At 71.2% G+C, this 16,524-nt stretch carries 14 protein-coding genes; 4 read left to right on the top strand and 10 right to left on the bottom strand.

Features of this window, described 5'->3' with window-relative positions; translation table 11 throughout:
• Window positions 1-478, bottom strand: a 478-nt coding sequence (locus tag AC27LF_RS44530; protein WP_479664999.1) for a condensation domain-containing protein, incomplete at its 3' end; no start/stop codon positions are given.
• Between the two features lie 1,069 nt (window positions 479-1,547).
• Between AC27LF_RS44530 and AC27LF_RS44535 the strand changes: the two genes are divergently transcribed.
• The gene (locus tag AC27LF_RS44535) at window positions 1,548-2,414 is read left to right on the top strand and encodes a transcriptional regulator (protein WP_479664987.1); all 867 of its coding nucleotides are present in this window, start codon (window positions 1,548-1,550) and stop codon (window positions 2,412-2,414) included.
• 100 nt (window positions 2,415-2,514) lie between these two features.
• Here the strand turns inward: AC27LF_RS44535 and AC27LF_RS44540 are convergent, their stop codons facing one another.
• The 9 genes from AC27LF_RS44540 to AC27LF_RS44580 form a co-directional block, all read right to left on the bottom strand.
• Complete coding sequence (locus AC27LF_RS44540) at window positions 2,515-2,829, bottom strand: hypothetical protein (protein WP_487227941.1); 315 nt, start codon at window positions 2,827-2,829, stop codon at window positions 2,515-2,517.
• 625 nt (window positions 2,830-3,454) lie between these two features.
• Window positions 3,455-4,408 carry a hypothetical protein gene (locus tag AC27LF_RS44545; protein WP_479664989.1) on the bottom strand — a complete coding sequence of 318 codons (954 nt, stop codon included), beginning with the start codon at window positions 4,406-4,408 and terminating at the stop codon, window positions 3,455-3,457.
• 182 nt (window positions 4,409-4,590) lie between these two features.
• Window positions 4,591-5,391 carry an alpha/beta fold hydrolase gene (locus AC27LF_RS44550; RefSeq protein WP_479664990.1) on the bottom strand — a complete coding sequence of 267 codons (801 nt, stop codon included), beginning with the start codon at window positions 5,389-5,391 and terminating at the stop codon, window positions 4,591-4,593.
• Between the two features lie 348 nt (window positions 5,392-5,739).
• Entirely contained in the window at window positions 5,740-6,546 is an 807-nt protein-coding gene (dpgD, locus tag AC27LF_RS44555) for an enoyl-CoA-hydratase DpgD (RefSeq protein WP_479664991.1), read from the bottom strand.
• On the bottom strand, window positions 6,543-7,898 hold the full coding sequence (gene dpgC / locus AC27LF_RS44560; protein ID WP_479664992.1) for a (3,5-dihydroxyphenyl)acetyl-CoA 1,2-dioxygenase DpgC: 1,356 nt from the start codon (window positions 7,896-7,898) through the stop codon (window positions 6,543-6,545). The genes dpgD and dpgC overlap by 4 nt, the downstream gene beginning before the upstream one ends.
• Complete coding sequence (gene dpgB / locus AC27LF_RS44565) at window positions 7,895-8,593, bottom strand: enoyl-CoA-hydratase DpgB (protein ID WP_479664993.1); 699 nt, start codon at window positions 8,591-8,593, stop codon at window positions 7,895-7,897. Before dpgB ends, dpgC begins: the two co-directional genes overlap by 4 nt.
• A gap of 23 nt (window positions 8,594-8,616) precedes the next feature.
• Window positions 8,617-9,681, bottom strand: coding sequence for a 3,5-dihydroxyphenylacetyl-CoA synthase DpgA (dpgA, locus tag AC27LF_RS44570; RefSeq protein ID WP_479665000.1), 1,065 nt, complete (start codon window positions 9,679-9,681; stop codon window positions 8,617-8,619).
• A gap of 189 nt (window positions 9,682-9,870) precedes the next feature.
• A complete protein-coding gene (locus AC27LF_RS44575) occupies window positions 9,871-11,178 on the bottom strand; it encodes an aminotransferase-like domain-containing protein (protein ID WP_479664994.1) in 1,308 nt (435 codons plus the stop codon).
• A 2-nt stretch (window positions 11,179-11,180) separates the two neighbouring features.
• Entirely contained in the window at window positions 11,181-12,764 is a 1,584-nt protein-coding gene (locus tag AC27LF_RS44580) for an MBL fold metallo-hydrolase (RefSeq protein WP_479664995.1), read from the bottom strand.
• A 302-nt stretch (window positions 12,765-13,066) separates the two neighbouring features.
• On the opposite strand from AC27LF_RS44580, the gene AC27LF_RS44585 reads away from it, so the two are divergent.
• From AC27LF_RS44585 to AC27LF_RS44595, 3 genes are all read left to right on the top strand, one after another.
• Window positions 13,067-14,170 carry a hypothetical protein gene (locus AC27LF_RS44585; protein WP_479664996.1) on the top strand — a complete coding sequence of 368 codons (1,104 nt, stop codon included), beginning with the start codon at window positions 13,067-13,069 and terminating at the stop codon, window positions 14,168-14,170.
• Window positions 14,167-14,895, top strand: coding sequence for a DUF6182 family protein (locus AC27LF_RS44590; RefSeq protein WP_479664997.1), 729 nt, complete (start codon window positions 14,167-14,169; stop codon window positions 14,893-14,895). Before AC27LF_RS44585 ends, AC27LF_RS44590 begins: the two co-directional genes overlap by 4 nt.
• 1 nt (window position 14,896) lies before the next feature.
• Window positions 14,897-16,524: GH3 auxin-responsive promoter family protein (locus tag AC27LF_RS44595; RefSeq protein ID WP_479664998.1), on the top strand; the 1,628-nt coding region annotated here is incomplete at its 3' end.

Raw genomic sequence — 16,524 nt, forward strand, 5'->3', positions numbered from 1 at the left:
GCGGCGCCCACACCGGCGCACGCCCCTCACACCGCGCCCCGTACGCCACCGACACATCCCGCGCCAACGGCCCCATCGACCAGCCATCACCCGCGATGTGATGCACCACCAGCACCAGCACGTGATCATCCGGGCCGACCCTGAACAACCAAGCACGCAGCGGAATATCGGCGCTCAGCTCGAAGACGTGGCGCACCGCCTCCGCCACCGCGCTGTCCAGTTCCTCCGGTCGCACGTCTGCGACGCTCAGTGCGAAGTCGGTCTCCTCGACCGGCAGGATCCGCTGGTACGGCTCGCCATCCGTCTCCGCGAACACCGTGCGCAGCACCTCATGGCGCTCCAGCACGTCCCGCAGTGCGCTTTCCAGGGCATCCCGGTCCAGTCGGCCCGACAACCGCAGGGCCATCGGAATGTTGTACGTCGCGCTCGGACCTTCCAGCTGCGTCAAGAACCACAGCCGGCGCTGCGCGTACGACAACGGGATCATCGGGATTCCTCCTGTTTACGCGTAACCGCGGCGGGGATCATGTTCCCCATTCGAAGGTGTCGCACCTGAGGGACATGCCTTCGCAGCCTCCGCTTGAGCGGCGGCTTGATATTCAACTGCCGGTTTTGTCAGGGGCAGCAGCTGTTTTGAATGAGAGCAGGAAAGTCTGGTCCGTTGGCCGGTCGTGCGCCGGCATTCGGGTGGTCGGGGCGACGGCGAACCGCCGACGGCATTGTTCCTCGCCGTCGACCGGCACCGGAAGGCGGGGCGGTCGGGTCGAACGGGTCGGTCATCCGTCATCCCTTACAAGACGTGTCCACGGGCGGTCGTGGGGGGAGCCAGTTCACTATGGTCCAGGCCGCATGTCTGATCAATGCCGGTGATCGAATTCGCTGACCGTTCAACTGCTCCCTGACCGCACTTGAACAGGCGTTGCCGGCCCCCGCGAGGCATTGCCCGCTTGCGGTCGGGGCGTCACCGCTTGGGATTCCGGGCTTTTCCAGGGTGCGTGCGCCGGACATGGGTGGAGCATCCGTTTTGAGGCGTTAATGGGCCTTTCAGGAGTCTCATCCTGTCGCCGTTTTCACCCAGGATGCACGCATACTCACGCCTCGTAATGGCCAGAATACGGAATCTTTGACTCCGAATAAACCCGCCTGTCGCCGCGCAGATGGGAATGTAGGGTGGATGCCGAAGAGCGTCTGGCAATCGTCGTACGGTCGCGTGTCGGCCGCCCAGCGGCCGTTAACGGCCGTCAGACACCGGTCCGACTCACCCCGTTCCTCCAAGTTCTCGTAAAAGTAAGTGGCACGACCCGGCTCATGCACGGCACGACCCACGAACAGCAGTTCCGAGATACTGATTAGTCTGGGGGTTGATCTTGACGCAATCCGGAAGTGAAAGGGCCATATCCAGACGGGGGCACGGCTCCAGGACTTCGGACAGCCGGATCACAACCGTACCCACCGCGTCGCTGCTGCCGGGCGACTCGCCTCGTACCGAGGGCGTGAACGCCCAGCACATCGCACGGCTCGCCGAAATCGAAGGTTCCTTACCCGCCGTGCTGGTGCACCGACCGACGATGCGGGTCATCGACGGAATGCACCGCTATCTGGCGGCACTTGCGAACGGCCAGAAGACTATCGAGGTCGAGTTCTTCGACGGAACCACCGAAGAGGCATACCTGCGGGCCGTACAGGCGAACTCGGCCCACGGGCTCCCGCTCTCCCCCGCCGAACGCAAAGCCGCAGCCGCCCGGATCATCGCATCCCTGCCTCACATGTCCGACCGCGCGATCGCCAAGGCGGCGGGGCTGGGTGCCAAGGCCGTGGCCACCATCCGCCGCCGGATGGACGAGACGCCGCAACTCAACGCCCGTGTCGGCCAGGACGGCAAGGTCCGTCCGCTCAACAGCGCCGAGGCGCGGTACCGGGTCGCCGAGCTGCTGGCCGAGCGTCCCGATGCCTCCCTGCGGGAACTGGCGCGGATCGCCTGCGTCTCACCGGCCACCGTCAGCGACGTCCGAAGACGTCTCGCCTCCGGCGAACCGCCCGCCTCGGAGCGCTCGGGGGTCAGGAGCCAGGCGGACAAGAGCATGTCCGCGAGCCGGCCCGCCGCCGTACCTCCCCAGCCGGCCGGGCGTAAGCCGCACCGCCGGATGCGTCTGGTGGCGCAGGACCCCGGAGTCGTGCTCGACAAGCTGTCCCGTGACCCGTCACTGCGTCACAGGGAGGAAGGGCGGCGGCTGCTGAGGCTGCTCCAGCAGCACGCGATCGCCACACAGGAATGGCCCGCCCTGAGCACCTCCCTGTCGGGCCACTCCAGGGAAACGGTGGCGAGCCTCGCCCGGGAGTACGCCAAGACATGGCTCGGCTTCTCGCAGGAGCTGGACGAGCGTCTCCGGGCCGGGCTGCTCGCCAGCGGGTGAGGACGGCCGCCCGGGCGGGAGCAGGGGGCACACGCCTGCGGCCGCGGACATGCTCCGCTCGCACCGGTGAGGTGGGCCCCGGGTGATCCGGCTGCCTCCGTCACGGTAATCGGCCCGGTACCGGCTGCGGCCGGAACAGGAACCCGCCCCATCCGGGCATGGCGTCCGTCACCGGTCGCCAGGTGCCCTCCTGCCAGCCGTGCATCCTGTACGACAGGGAGACGGTGAGGCTGCGGACGGTGTCGGCCGTGCGCCGCCGGTCGGGGCGTCGGCGCCCCCATCGCAGGAGCAGAGCGGGGCGGTCGCGCAGCAGTGTCGCGAACGCCCCGAGCAGGACGTCCAGTTCGTCCTCGCCGAACTGAATCCGGATGAAGTCGACCCGTGTCAGGTCCTTCCGCCGGCAGAGATCGTCCACGGTGGCCGCCCGTGGACCGCCCGGGCGTCCCGGCACAAGACGGTGCACCTGCCCGTCCGGGCCCGCGAGGTTCCTCAATGTCGCGGTGCACCGCGCGCAGTCGGCCCCGACGTCCACGCAGACGGCGCCGGGTGCCACGAGCTGGTCCAGTCCCGGGGCCTCCGGATGGAGCACCGGCTGGTGTGGCCGACCCTGGGCGACCGGGGAGGCGGGTCCCGGTTCCCGGGAGTACCGGAGCCCTGGCAGCGCGACGACGGAACCGCGCGGGTCATCCGCTGTGGGGAGCTCGGATGCCTCGGTCGGCGGCCCGTCGGCGCCTTCGCGCCCCGGCCCTCCGTGGTCTGCCACTGCGCATCAGTCCTTCCGGGTCGTGTCACCGCGCCGGCGTCGTGGCCAGGCGGCCCGTTGACGGTTCGAGGCTAGGTTCCTCACCCGCCGGACCGCGTCCCCCGCGGTGACGACCCCGTGTCCTTCGCGGCGCCACGTCCTTTCGCCCGGGACCGCCGGAGGGTGTCCTCCCCTGGGTGTGTCATCCCCGGGGCGTACGCCTCGGGGCGGGGCCTACGTGCCGGTGCTCACGGAGGCGGGAGGTGTTCCGCGGCGGTGGGTGGGTGCGCTGCGTGGCTCACCGGGCGGCCAGTCTGTGTCGGCCGACCGTCTCGTACAGGGCCTGGAGGTCGTCGTCGCCGAGAGCGTCGGGGCCGTCTCCGTGCGGGACGAGTTCGATGAGCAGGGTGTCGCCCAAGTGTGCTGAGGTGCCCACGAGGTGGGCTCGCGGGTGGCTTCCCGCGGGCTGTTCGGCAGGTGCCGGTGTGCGGAACTCGATGCCTGCGTCCAGGAGTTCGCGGGCCGCGCGGGCGACGTCGTCCGCACGGAAGGTGAGTCGCTGCTCCGCGCGGTGCGTGGGGGTCGGTTGCGGCGTCGTCCCGCGGCGGAGGTCGGTATCGGGCTCCGCGGCGGCGAGGGTGAGGGTCATGCCGCCCTGGTGTCCGGCGAGTGCCACGGCGCGGGGCGTCCGGTCCGGTGCGCTGTCCCCTCGCGGTCGGCGCGGGGTCAGCCCGAACCCTTCCTCGTACAGGCGGACGCAGTCGTGGAGGTTCGTCGCTCCGACACCGGTCGTCACGCCTTCGAGTCGCGCGACGGGGGCCGCGGGCGCCGCGGGGCCGGGGCTCTGCGGGAGCCGCGCCCAGCGGTGGCCGCCCGGCCGGCCCGTCCGGGTGTGTCCGGCGGGCAGCAGGGTGTGGGTCATGCCGCCGGCCCCCGCAAGGATCGGGTTGCCGCGTGCGGAGCCGACCTCACGGGCACCGGCCCGCAAGGCCCGCTCCAATGTCGCGGTGACGTCCGTGCAGTGCAGTGCGATGTCGGCGATGCCGTCGCCGTGTGCGTCGAGGAAGCCCCAGGTGGCGGGCCCGGAGGTGACGACGAGGGAGGCGACGCCCTGCCGCAGTAGCAGGGAGCTGCGGCCGGGCGCGACGGAGTCTGCCACGCAGTCGAATCCCAGGGCCGAGACGAGGTACTGGGCGGTCCGCTGCTTGTCCTTGGCGTACAACTCGACGTACGCGATGTCGTGCCCTGCCATAGGTCTTCCTTCCTGCGCGAGGTGGTCCGGAGGGCGGTGCCACCCTCTCCGGGTGCCGACGGTCGAGGCACGCGTCGTGACCGCGTGCACGTCGTGACCGCGTGCGCCGCGATGGTGCGTACGGCACGCGCGGTCCCGGCCCGCGGCTGTCGTGTCCGTGGGCCGTGGGCGGTGCCGCGTGGTCAGTACTTGTCGAGGAACTCGATCAGGGCCGCGTTGACCTCGTCGGGGCGTTCCAGGTAGCCGAGGTGACCGCAGTCCATGATCTCCACCAGGTCACAGCCGGGGATGGCGTCGGCCATCTCGGCGACCAGGTGGGGCGGGCAGACGAGGTCGTGGCTGAAGGCGATCGCCCTGCACGGCACCGTGATGCCGCGCAGTGACTCGCGCCGGTCGCCGAGACCGTCGACGGCGGCGGCCTGGCCGGCGGAGGAGTGGCCGCCGGTGAGTTCGAACAGCTCCAGCAGGGGGGTGACGGCGGTGTCGTCGTTGAGGGTCGTCGGGGAGAACATCTCGGTGACCGTCTTCACGGCGTCGTAGCCGGCCGGCAGCCGTAGGCCGCTCTCCCGCAGCGCGCGGTCGGCGGCGCTCTGGGCGCGCCGGAAGGCGTCGGAGCGGGCCCGGGACGCGATCAGGATCGCGGAGCGGACCAGTTCGGGTGCGGCGAGGGCGAGTTCTTGGGCGATCATGGAGCCGAGGGATGTTCCCACGATGTGGCAGGGGCCCAGTCCCAGCTGCTCGATGAGGCCGCGGGTGTCGGCCACCATGTCGGCGAGGCGGTAGTCGCCCGCGGGGGCGTCCGACGGTGCGATGCCCCGGTTGTCGAAGGTGACGGTCTCGTATCCGGCGCGGTTGAGCGCCGGTGTCTGGTGCATGGTCCATACCCGGCCCGACGCGGACGAGCCCATGATCAGCAGGACCGGCGTGCCGCTGCCGGAGCGCTGGTAGGAGAGCCTCACACCGTTGGTGTTCACGAATGGCATGTCGAGCCCGTTCTCGTAGGGGGCAACAGGCGCTCTCCGTGCGGTCACCACGGAGAGGTCCGGGTGGCCGCCCCGCCCTCGGCCCCCGTCGGTCCCGGCTCGCGGGCCGGGTGTCGTGCTCGGTGGAGCGCGCGGGCTCCGTCACGGCTCACGATGGCATCGCACCTCGGCGGCGATCAAGCGTTGCCGGGTGGGCCGGGGCGGGGCCCGGGCGGTGTTCAACCGCTGCGCCCGCGCGGTTGAACGACCGCCCGGCCGCAGCGCTTGCGGCGCGGTGCGGCCGGGCCCGGCTCGAACATCTGGGTGCGTGGGGTCCGCGGGAGCGGGTGTGCCGGTGAGGGCGTCGTGTCAGGCGCCGCGCCAGACCGGAGCGCGTTTCTCGGCGAAGGCCCGCGGGCCCTCGACGGCGTCATGGCTGCGGCGTCGTTTCTCCTCCCACGGGTACGTCGCCGTGAAGGCATCTTCCAGCGGCAGGTGCAGGGACCGCTGCACCGCTTCCTTGAGGGCCCGCACGGAGAGCGGGGCGCTGCGCCGCAGGGCGTCCGTCCAGGTGGCGACGGCGGCGTCCAGGTCGTGCAGCGGGACGACCTCGTTGACGAGGCCGAAGCGCAGTGCCTCGGCGGCGCTCATACGGCGTCCGGTGAGCAGGTATCCCATCGCCTGTTTCAGGGGCATCTGCCGAGCCAGGCGGAAGGCGCCGCCCGCGCCGGGGACCAGGCCGAGCGTGGCCTCGGGCAGCGCGAACACGGCGTGGTCGGCGGCGACGACGAGGTCGCAGGCCAGGGCGAGTTCGAAGCCGCCGCCGAGGGCGTAGCCGTTGACGCGGGCGATCACGGGCTTGGACAGGTCGAACCGGTCGGTCAGCCGGGGTGAGCCGGGCTGGCCGCGGCTGCCGAAGCTGGTCGGCGGGGTGCCCTCCCGGTCCAGCCGGGCCCGCTCGCGCAGGTCCTGGCCGACGGTGAAGGCACGCTCGCCGGCGCCGGTCAGCACCGCGGCCCGGATGTCGTCGTCGGCCTCGATGTCGTCCCAGACGAAGGCGAGTTCGCGGTGCATGCGCTGGTTCATCGCGTTGAGCACCTCGGGCCGGTCGAGGGTGACCCGGGCGATCTGGCCGTCCTTCTCGTACCGTACGCCCGAGTCCCCGCCGCCGATCACGGGGTGCGCCCGGCTGCGGGTGCCGAGGCCGTGGTGAAGCGGCCGACCTTGTCGATCACGTCGGAGCTGTAGAGGCGGAGGGCCTGTTGCAGCGCGAACTCGGACATGTAGCGGCGGAAGTCGTCCGGTGACTCCTCCGACAGGTTCAGCATCCGCCGGTTGGCGAGGACCGCGCTGCCGCGCAGGCGTTCCACGCTGCGTTCCACCGCGAGGTCGAGGTCGGTGCGGTCGTGGACCTCGTCGACGAGGAACCGGGCCTCGGGTTCGGTCGCGAAGATCCGCCTTCCTTCGAGGATCACCTGCCGTGACAGGCGTGGCCCCGCGGAGCGGGTCAGCCGGAAGTTGGCGGCGCCTGGGACGATGCCCTCCTGTGCGGCGGGGAGGCTGACGTAGGCGTCGGCGGCGGCGATGACATGGTCGAAGACGAGCAGCAGCTGGGCCCCGCCGCCGATCGCGAAGGAGTCGACGACGGCGACCCAGGGTTTGTCGGTGGTCCCCGACCGCCAGCCCGGTCGGTCGGTGCGGATGCCGCGCAGCAGCTTGTGGATGTAGCCGAGTTCGCGGCGGAGCAGGAAGTCGACGAGGGAGATGTCCCCGCTGTGCAGGGCTTTGAGGTTGATGCCCGCGCTGAAGACCCGCCGTCCGCGGTAGCGGGGGTGGGTCATCTCGCCGCCGCGCAGGAGTCCGACCTCGACGGCCGGGTCGAGCAGGGCGAGGTCGACCGCTGTCTCCATGTCGTCGACCTGGGCGTTGTCCTCGGCGTTGAGGGCGTCGTCGCGGCACATGGTCAGCCGGGCCACGGCTTCGGTGCGTTCGAGGCGGACGGATCCCAGGTCTGCGCGGCCGGTGCGGGTGAACTCGGGCAGCAGCGCGGTGGCGCGCGGGGTCGGCCGGAGCATGGCGTCCAGGAGGTGGGCGCCGGCCAGGGGTGAGCGCAGTATCCGGCTGAAGAAGATGCCCTGGTCTATTTCGTGGCCCTCTTTGCGGGCCTGTGGCCGGCCGCGTTCGGTGGCGAGCTGGTCGTCGGTGGGGACGAGGCCGGGGAAGGCGGTCGCGGCGGCCCTGGCCAGTTCGTCGATGCGCAGGGGGCGGGTGCGCCGGTCGGTGAGTTCGTCGTAGACGGCGTCGGTGTGGGTGTCCAGGAACGCTGCGCGCAGGTCGCGGACAGTGTCGGCGGCCGTGGAGGCGAGGGTCTGCTGCCGCACGGAGCGTTCGCCGTGCGGGGGCAGGCCGTCCAGCAGGGTCTGGTGGTGGCGTGCCGCCTGTTCCAGGGTCTGTCTGGCCCGGGGCAGGGGTGCGCGGACGTCGTCCGGGTCGGTGTGCGGTGCGGTGGGTTCCGCGGGGGCGGTCATGCCTCGGCTCCTGTCGTGGCGCGGCGCAGGACGCGGTCGCAGGCCGCGAGGTGGGCTCCGAGCGCCTCTTCGAAGCTGGTGCCGGCCGCTTCGTGCAGCAGTTGGCGGCGGATGGCCAGTTCGGTGCCCGAGACGGCGCGTGCGCGGTCCGCGGCGCGCCGGAGGGCCCCGGGCACGTCGTCGGTCAGTTCGTCGACCAGGTGCAGGGCCAGGGCGTCGGCGGCGCCGACGGGGGTGCCGTAGAGGACGGCGTGGCGGATGGGGGCCGCGTGGGGGCCGTGTCCGGCGAGCCGGTACAGGGCCATGCCCGGCCAGGTCCCGCCGCCCTCGACGGGGACGACAAGGCGCACCGTGGTGGTGGCGATGCGGTGGTCGGTGGCCAGCAGCACGTCCAGGGCGGGGCCTCCGCAGTCGCCGTCGGCGACAGCGACGGTGGCGGCGGGCAGGCGTTCCAGGCGGCGCAGGGCGCGCTCCCACTTGCTGACGAGGGAGACGGTCAGGTCGCCCGGCAGGGGTCCGCTCGGGGCTCCGGTGACGCGTACGACGACGCTGGCGCGTCCGTCGAGGTCCTCGGCTGCCTCGCAGGCCGCGGTGACGGCGGCGACGGTGTGGGCGGACAGGGGCTGCCGTCCGTCGATCCGCAGGGGGATCTCCTCGGACGCGGGGTGTGCCGCGGCCGCCGGGGTGCTCTTCATCGCTTCTCTCACCTGTTCCGTGGTCACCACTGCACCAGTGCGGTCTCGATGGTCGAGCCGGGGCCCATCGTCATCAGCACGCTGTAGTCGCCGGCGTGGGCGGCTCCCTCCCGGAGCAGTCGCTCGTAGGAGAACAGGAAGGACCCGCTGGAGAGGTTGCCGTAGTCGCGCAGGACGCCGGTGGTGTGCCGCATGTCATGGCGGGTGAGCCCGAGGTTGACGCGTACGGCGTCGATCACCTTCTTGCCGCCGGAGTGCACGAGCCAGTGGGCGATGTCGCGTCGGCGCAGGCCGGCGCTTGTGAGCAGCCGGTCGACGATCTGCTCGGCGTTGGCGCCGACGACGTAGGGGACGAGCGGGTCGAGGTAGAAGCTGAACTTGTTCTGGTCGTCGTCCCAGTCGTAGCGCATCGCGTCGATGGCGTCGGTGATCAGGTGGCTGGCGAAGGCGAGGATGCGGGGGCCGTCCTGTGCCGGTGGGGTGCCGGCCGGGCCGTAGGCGGCATCGGGTGGGTCCGCGGTGAGCGCGACGGCCGCAGCGCCGTCCCCGAAGAGGCTGTTGACGACGGCGGTGCGCATGCTGCCGTCGATGACGTAGGCGGCGGAGCAGGCTTCCGCGCAGAGCATCACGGCGACCTTGCCGGGGTTGGCGGTGACCCAGCCGGCGGTGGCGTTGAGGGCGTTGAGGCCTGCGTTGCAGCCCATGCCGACGACGTCGACGCGGCTGGTGCGGGGCAGGAGGCCCATGTCCTTGATGAGGTGGGCGCTGAGGCCGGGGGTGAGGAATCCGGTGGTGGTGGTGCAGCAGAGGTAGTCGATGTCGGCGAGGTCGAGGCCGGTGTTCTCCAGGCAGGTGCGGATGGCTCGGGCGCCCATGTCGAGGGCGGTCCGCTTGTGCTTCGCGAGGAGTTCGCCCTGGGCCTCGGGGAGGACGGCGCCGTCGGTGTCCCGGGGCGGGAGGGTGAGGTGGCGGCGTTCGATCGCGCTGTTGAGGAAGACCGCGCGGACCTTGGGGTCGGTGATGCCGAAGAGGTCGAGGACTTCCCGCTGGGAGTACGAGTGGTCGGTGACGGCGGTGCCGACCCCCATGATCCGTGGGCTGCCGAGGCCTTTGGACGGTGTGGTGACGGGGGTGTCGAGGAGGGCGGTGCCGTGGAGATCTGCGTCGGCGGTCATCGGAAGGTCCACCCCCACATGCGTGGCTTGCTGCGAATGAGACGTCGTGCTGTCGTCACGGGACTTCGCTTTCTGTGAGTGAGGGCAGGGAACGGCGGTGCTTCACCGGGCCCGGGCCGCTTCGGCCGTGATGAACCGGGCGAGGCGGGCTGTGCCTTCGGTGATGTCGGCCTGGGTCAGGTAGCTGACGGACAGGCGCAGGCTGTGCTCGCCGCCGCCCTGGGGATAGAAGTAGGACATGGGCGTCCAGATGACGCCGTGGTCCTCCGCCGAGCGCACCAGGGCGGCGTTGTCGGCGGGGAAGGGGACGTCCAGGGTGAGGAAGAACCCGCCGTCCGGCTCGTTCCAGCGAACGCCGAGTGCGCTGCGCTCGGGCTCGGGGAAGCATGCGTCGAGCCGTTTCAGGATGGCCCGCATCGCCTCCCCGTAGTACGCCGAGGTGTCGGCGTTGAGTTCCGAGGTGCGTCCGCCGGCGGCGAGGAGCATGCCCGCCACGGCGGCCTGGCTCAGGGGCGAGGTGTTGACCGTGACCATGCTCTTGATCTTGATGAGTTCGTCGGCGAGGAGGCCCTGCCCGCCGTCCTCGTCCACGACGACCTGGTCGGCGACGGCGAAGCCGACCCGGGCGCCCGGGAAGAGGGTCTTGGAGTACGAGCCGAGGTGGACGACGCGCCGGTCGCGGTCGAGGGACTTCAGGGTGGGCAGTTGCCGACCGGGGCTGACCAGCCGGTAGGGGCTGTCCTCCAGGATCAGGAAGTCCTCTCGCCGCGCCAGGTCGAGCAGGGCGTGCCGCTCCCGCAACGGCATCGTGGTGCCGGACGGGTTGGAGTGGTCGGAGACGACGTAGAAGGCGCGGGGCCGGCGGCCGCGCGCCTTCTCGGCGGCCACCGCGGCCTCCAGGCCGGCGCTGCGGAAGCCGTCCGGGCCCTCCGCCACCGGGGTGGGTTCGGCGCCGAGCAGTCGGGCGGCGCCGGTGATGCCGACGTAGCACGGGCTGGAGACCAGCAGGGCATCCCGCGGCTCCGCCAGCAGGGCGCGCAGGGTGAGGAGGATGGCCTCCTGGCAGCCCACGGTCACCACCACGGCCTCGGGCGGTACGTCGATGTCCTCGTCCTCGCGCAGTGATTGCGTGACGAGTTCGCGGATCTGCCCGCCGGTCGGTCCGTACTGGAAGAGCGCGTCGCGGATCTCCCCCGGTGAGGCGCCGCGTTCCACCAGGTGGTCGAGGTAGCGGCGGATGTGCCGGAAGATCTCCTCGACGTCGAAGAAGCCGTCGTACGGGCGGCCCGGTGCGAACGAGACTGCCCGGGGGTAGCGGTGGGTGATCTCGTTCAGGAAGTTCATCGTGTCGAGGACCGGGTCGCTGACGCTGGTGTGCAGTTCGGCTCTCCGGAGGGTGGCGGGTGCCATGTCTACCAGCGCCATTCCTGCTGGCCGTAGAGGTGGCCGGCTTTGATGCCGCGGCCGGCGCACCAGGTCATGAACTCCTCGATCTGCTTGATCTGGTACGTGTCGGGGGTGTACGTCGTCGCCATGACGTGGCCGAGCCAGGGCTCCTCGCCCATGGCGTACACGTACGCCTCCTTGGCGCCCAGTTCGGTCATGATCGCGGCGGCCTGCTCGGCGTTGGAGCCGGACAGCTTGCGGGAGCTGCTCATCTTCTTGGTGATCGGGATGGTGAGCAGGGCCTGGTAGAGCCAGGTGAGGGGGGCGCCGTCGCACTCCATGCCGAGGAAGGCGTAGTCGGCGGTGCCCAGTTCCTGCTTGATGTAGCGGTAGAGGGAGGGCTCGATGCCGGACGAGTCGGCGCCGGCGAAGACGTTCTTGTCGGCGAGCCGCACCCAGTACGTGGACTTGGCGCGGATATCGAGGTCGCAGTGCTCTCCGAGGAACGGGGTGGCGGTGACCTTGCCGCCGGGGAACTCGATCTCGTCGAAGTCGTCGACCTCGATCACCGGGAAGCCCTGGCTCTTGAGCATCAGCGCCATGTTCGGGTCGGCCAGGTTGCCGCGGGAGGACCGGGGCACGACGATCGCGCCGACGCGGCCGCGCAGTTGCAGCAGGGTCTCCAGCACGATGTGGTCCTGGTGCCCGTGGGTGATCAGCACGAGGTCGATGAAGTCGGGCAGGTCGTCAAGGGTGTAGCGGTCGCCGGCCGTGCTGTCGGCGCTGATGAAGGGGTCCGTGACGATGGCCGCCTGCGGGGTCTGCATCACCAGACAGGCGTGGCCGAAGTAGCGGATGCGGCCGCCGGACTCGATGTGGCGGTCCTCGGCGAGGGAGGGCTCTTCGCTGAGCATGTGCGACAGCTGTCCGGCCTGGGTGTCGTCGAGGCCGAGGGCCTCGCGCAGGTGACCGAGGGTGGTGGGCCGCACGCGGGTGCGGAACAGCTCCGCGAGGCCCTCGTGGCGGAAGGGGATGTCGATCTCCAGGACGTCCGGGGAGGGCAGTCGCGGGGTGCTGAGGACGAAGGGGCGCTCGATGCCGGTCTCGAAGGACAGCTGCACCGACTGCCGCGACTCCTGGTAGATGTCGCTCTTGTAGACGACCGGCTCCATGAAGCGCAGCTGCGCCTGGTTGTCGGTGTCGTAGGCGAGTTCGATCAGGCCGCCGAGCTCCGGCGGCAGCTTCGGGTACAGCGGGGTGAGGTCGAAGCCGGTGGCGTTGGCGCGCAGCAGTTCCTGGCCGGCGACGATCGCGTCGGCGAAGCGCAGGATGTGCGCGCGGTCCCGCTTGATCGCGGCGAGCAGGTCGCGCACCTCGTCGGCGCGCTCCTCCGGGATGTTGATGAAGTAGCCGCCGCGGAGGTCGGGGTTGTTGCTGGCCGCCACGTGCACCTGGGGGGACTGCAGGTAGGACTCGATCAGCGGTACCTGGAGGAATGCGAGGTTCATCGCCGACTGCACCGGTGCCGTGGTGTACGGCCACGCGAAGAATCTGTCGATCAGCGGTTCGACGATCACTTTCGAGCGCAGGAACAGCTGCTGATCAGCCATGGGTTTCCCATCTCTTGGAGCTTTTGAACAGGCGAGGGTGCGGCCTCAAGCTAGGCGTGACGGGGCTGGCCGATCAATGTCCAACAGATTTCACGGCGTTGTGTTCAACTGCTTCCTCGCCGCAGTTGAACATGCGGAAAGCCCTCTGTAATTCGGGCAGAAAAAGTTCGGCTGTTCAACCGTGCAGCAGCGGCAGTTGAACACCGCTGGACCATTGTTACGGTTGTCCCATTCTTCGCCCACTCTTCCGTCGCCGCCCTGTGAATTGCTGCCGAATTCCTTACGCAGAAAGGGTCGATCACGTGGTCCTCGACGAACTCGTGGTGGCTCCGGTGACGATCACGCCGACCAAACCGCTGACGCCCACGCATGTCAAAGGCCTTTTGTGGACGGACATCCTGGTCAAGGCGAGCGCGTCGGCCGGGCGGGTGCGGCTGCTGTGGAACGACCGCATGGCGACTCTCACGACCCAGTCGACGGCGTTCTGGCGGTACCTGGACCGGGTCGAGCCGGACACGGACTGGAGCCTGGAGTCGGCGGCCGCGATCGGTGAACGTTACGTCCGCTTCCACACCGAGGGCGGGCAGAGCGACCCCCGGGCAGTGGGCGCCTACCTGGAGCGGGTCGACACGTCCGGTTGGATCCACCCGGCCGGCCGGCGGGTGCTGGATGCGTGGCGCGCCGAGCTGGAGCTGCTGGGTGTCGGCGATCTCGGCCTCGGGGAGGACCGTCCGCTGGCCGCGGCGGCGGACACGACGCTCGAAGCGCTGGCGGAGCGGGGCCTGCTGGTCGACCACCGCCGCTTCGGCGGTCCCGTCCACCTGGACGGCACGCGCTGGGGCCTGCCGCTGCGGCAGCTGGTCGGAAGCGACGGGCATCCCAACTACCTGCTGCCCATCCTGCGCGAGCTGGTCCCGGCGATCGGCCCGGGCCGAGTGTTCCTGCTGGTCTTCGACGACGGTCTGGCCGCCGACTATCTGCTGCTCGACCGGGTGCTGACCGCGTTCGGCGGCCGCTCGGTACGGCTCGCGTTCAGCAGGGTGCCCGTCGACGGGGCGGTGCGCTCCAGCCGCCACGGCGGTTGGCGCGGCTCCACCCTCTCCGACCTGTCGGCGGCCTCCGGCTCGGCCGACCGGGCCGCCTACCGGCTGGGGATGCGGCTGTACTTCACGGGGGTGCTGCCCCGCCGCTCCGAGCAGCCGTTCCGCATGCCGGTGCTGCGCCGGTGCGTGGGACGCGCCGCCCGGCTGCTCACGTGCACCCCGGCCGACGTCGACGGGTGCGTGCCGCCGGAGGCGCTCTCCCGGTCCCGGGACCCGAACGGTTTCGTCGACCCCTACCGGCTGACGACATCGCTGCTCGGCCCCCTGCCGGCGGACCCACGGCTGCTGAGGATCTACACGTGAGCGGGTTACCGGCCGGGGCACCGGCGGGCGCGTCGGCCCTGCGGGCCGCCGCGCTGTCCCGGGTGGCGGCGGTCCGTGCGGGGCTGGGCGCCGGACCGGTTCCCAGGGGGCTGGGGGTGGCCGTGGTCGTGGCCGACCTCGACGTCGCGGCGTTCGTCCGGGGCGCCGCGCAGTTCGCCGTGGGGATCCCGGCCGACCTGCGGGAAGGCTGGTACCGGACCTTCACCAGAACGGTGTTCCTGGCGGGCCGGCCGGAGGCCGTGGCGGTCCGGCACCCGCACCGGCTCGTCACTGCGGACGGGAACCTCGCGTGGTACGGCCCGGCCGCACGCGGGGCGCTGCTGCCGCTGTCCCGGCTGCTGCGCTCCTTCCAGGGCCCCCGGCCGGTCGAGGTGCCGGCCGGGCCCCTGACCGTGACCGTGCCGGGGCCGCCCTCCGGCCGCACCGCGCAGGTGTCGGTCGCGGTCGGCGGCGTCAGCACCGGCGCCTACCTCGTCCACGTGCACCATCTGATCGCGGAGGCCGTGCTGCGCGGACTGGTCGGTCCCGGTGACACCCTGCGGGTCGGCCACCGGAGGTTCCTCGACCCCGCGGAGTTCCACGACGCCCTCGACCCCGCCCGTGCCGGTTCGGTCCAGACCCGGATCGCCGGCAGCGGCTCCGACCCCGACCGACTGGCCCTGTTCGGCGTGCTGACGTCGGACCGCAGCGAAGGAGACCACTGACGTGCAGGCCGAACGGGTGCTCGCGGAGCACCGCCGGTTCCTGGAGTGCCTGGAGCGCCCCGAGGAAGTGCAACAGGACCTGCTCCGGGACATGCTGGAGCGGAACGCGGACACGTCGTTCGGGCGTGAGCACGGGCTGGCCTCGGTCCGCACTCTGGACGAGCTGCGCCGGGCCGTGCCGATCCGCACCCATGAGGCGATGATGCCGTGGATCGTGCGGGCCATGGGCGGCGAACCGAAGGTGCTGACCACCGACGACCCGGTCGTCTACTTCTCGTCCAGCGGGAGCACGGGCCGCGAGAAGCACATCCCCATCACCCGCACCTACATGCGGCAGACGTTCCTGCCCTTCTACCACGCGAGTTTCGCGCCGCTGCTGCAGGCGCTGCCCCAGGCGCCGGCCTCGCCCGGTGGTGTGCTGAACCTCTGGCAGGACCCGACCTCGCCGATCACCCGCACCCCGCAGGGCCGGCCGCACATCGGCGCCAGTCAGGTCGACTACCGCAAGTTCGGCGAGGACTCCGCCGTCGGCCTCGGCAACAACGCCCCGTGGAGCCGCATCCCCGAGGCACTGGCCGGTGACGACCCCTGGGAGCGCAGCTACTACAAGCTGCGTCTGGCCGCCGAACAGGACATCCGGGTGGTGATCGGCGTCAATCCAGCGATGGTGGCCGGGCTGCCGTACCAACTGCGGCAGATGTGGCCGCGGTTGGTGGACGACATCCGGGCCGGGACCCTCGGCGGGCACCGGCACACGACGCCGAACCCGGAGCGTGCCGAGCAGATCGAGGAGTACGCGAAGACGTTCGGCACGGTCCGCCCCTACCACCTGTGGCCGCACCTGGCCGCCGTGTTCGTGTGGAACAGCGGCCTCGCGCGGTCCTACCTCCCCCGGGTGCGGGAGACGTACGGGCCAGGGGTGCGGCTGTTCCCGGCGCCGATCGCGTCCTGCGAGGGACCGGCGGCCGTGCCCGTCGACGGGCATCCCCACGGGGCACCGCTGTATCTGCCGGGTTGTGTCTACGAGTTCGCGCCCGCCGAGCGGCCGGTCACCGCAGGCAGTGAGACGCTGTCGGCCACCGAGGTGGAGGAGGGGCGCGACTACCACCTGGTGCTCAGCCACGTCGGAGGGCTGTACCGGTGCGCCGTCACGGACGTGGTGACCGTGGTCGGGAAGGTGGGCCGTACTCCGCGCATCGAGTACGCCGGGCGGGACGTCGCCCGGTCCGCGGCCGGGGAGCGGCTGACCGAGGCCGTCGCGCTGCGCGCCCTGCGGGCCGCGTGTGACGACACCGGCGCGGAGCTGCGCAACGCGACGTTCCGCCTGCGCCCCGAGGGCGAGGGGGCCGCCCCGCGCTACCAGGTCGCCGTCTCCTTCGCAGTACCACCGGTGCCCGAACTGGCCGCCGCGCTCGACCGGCGGCTGTCGCGGGAGTCTCCCGGCTACGCCGCCGGCCGCGGGTCCGGGGCGATCGGACCGGTCGAGGTGATCACCGTGCACCCGGACGCGTTCCTGCGGGAGTGGGAGCGCGCGGCACGCTCCGGGCAGCGACCGCCCCGCATCAAGGACCGTGTCTTCCTGCCCGACGAGGAGAGGTGGGCGAGGATCGTCGCCACCGCGCAGGAGGT

This window comes from Streptomyces diversicolor (assembly GCF_057537855.1).

Bases quoted from the DNA above. Each gene is read 5' to 3' on its own strand.
- AC27LF_RS44575 (WP_479664994.1), bottom strand. From the start codon at position 11,178: ATGGCACCCGCCACCCTCCGGAGAGCCGAACTGCACACCAGCGTCAGC.
- dpgB (WP_479664993.1), bottom strand. From the start codon at position 8,593: ATGAAGAGCACCCCGGCGGCCGCGGCACACCCCGCGTCCGAGGAGATC.
- dpgC (WP_479664992.1), bottom strand. From the start codon at position 7,898: ATGACCGCCCCCGCGGAACCCACCGCACCGCACACCGACCCGGACGAC.
- AC27LF_RS44580 (WP_479664995.1), bottom strand. From the start codon at position 12,764: ATGGCTGATCAGCAGCTGTTCCTGCGCTCGAAAGTGATCGTCGAACCG.
- dpgA (WP_479665000.1), bottom strand. From the start codon at position 9,681: ATGGGGGTCGGCACCGCCGTCACCGACCACTCGTACTCCCAGCGGGAA.
- AC27LF_RS44545 (WP_479664989.1), bottom strand. From the start codon at position 4,408: ATGGCAGGGCACGACATCGCGTACGTCGAGTTGTACGCCAAGGACAAG.
- AC27LF_RS44550 (WP_479664990.1), bottom strand. From the start codon at position 5,391: ATGCCATTCGTGAACACCAACGGTGTGAGGCTCTCCTACCAGCGCTCC.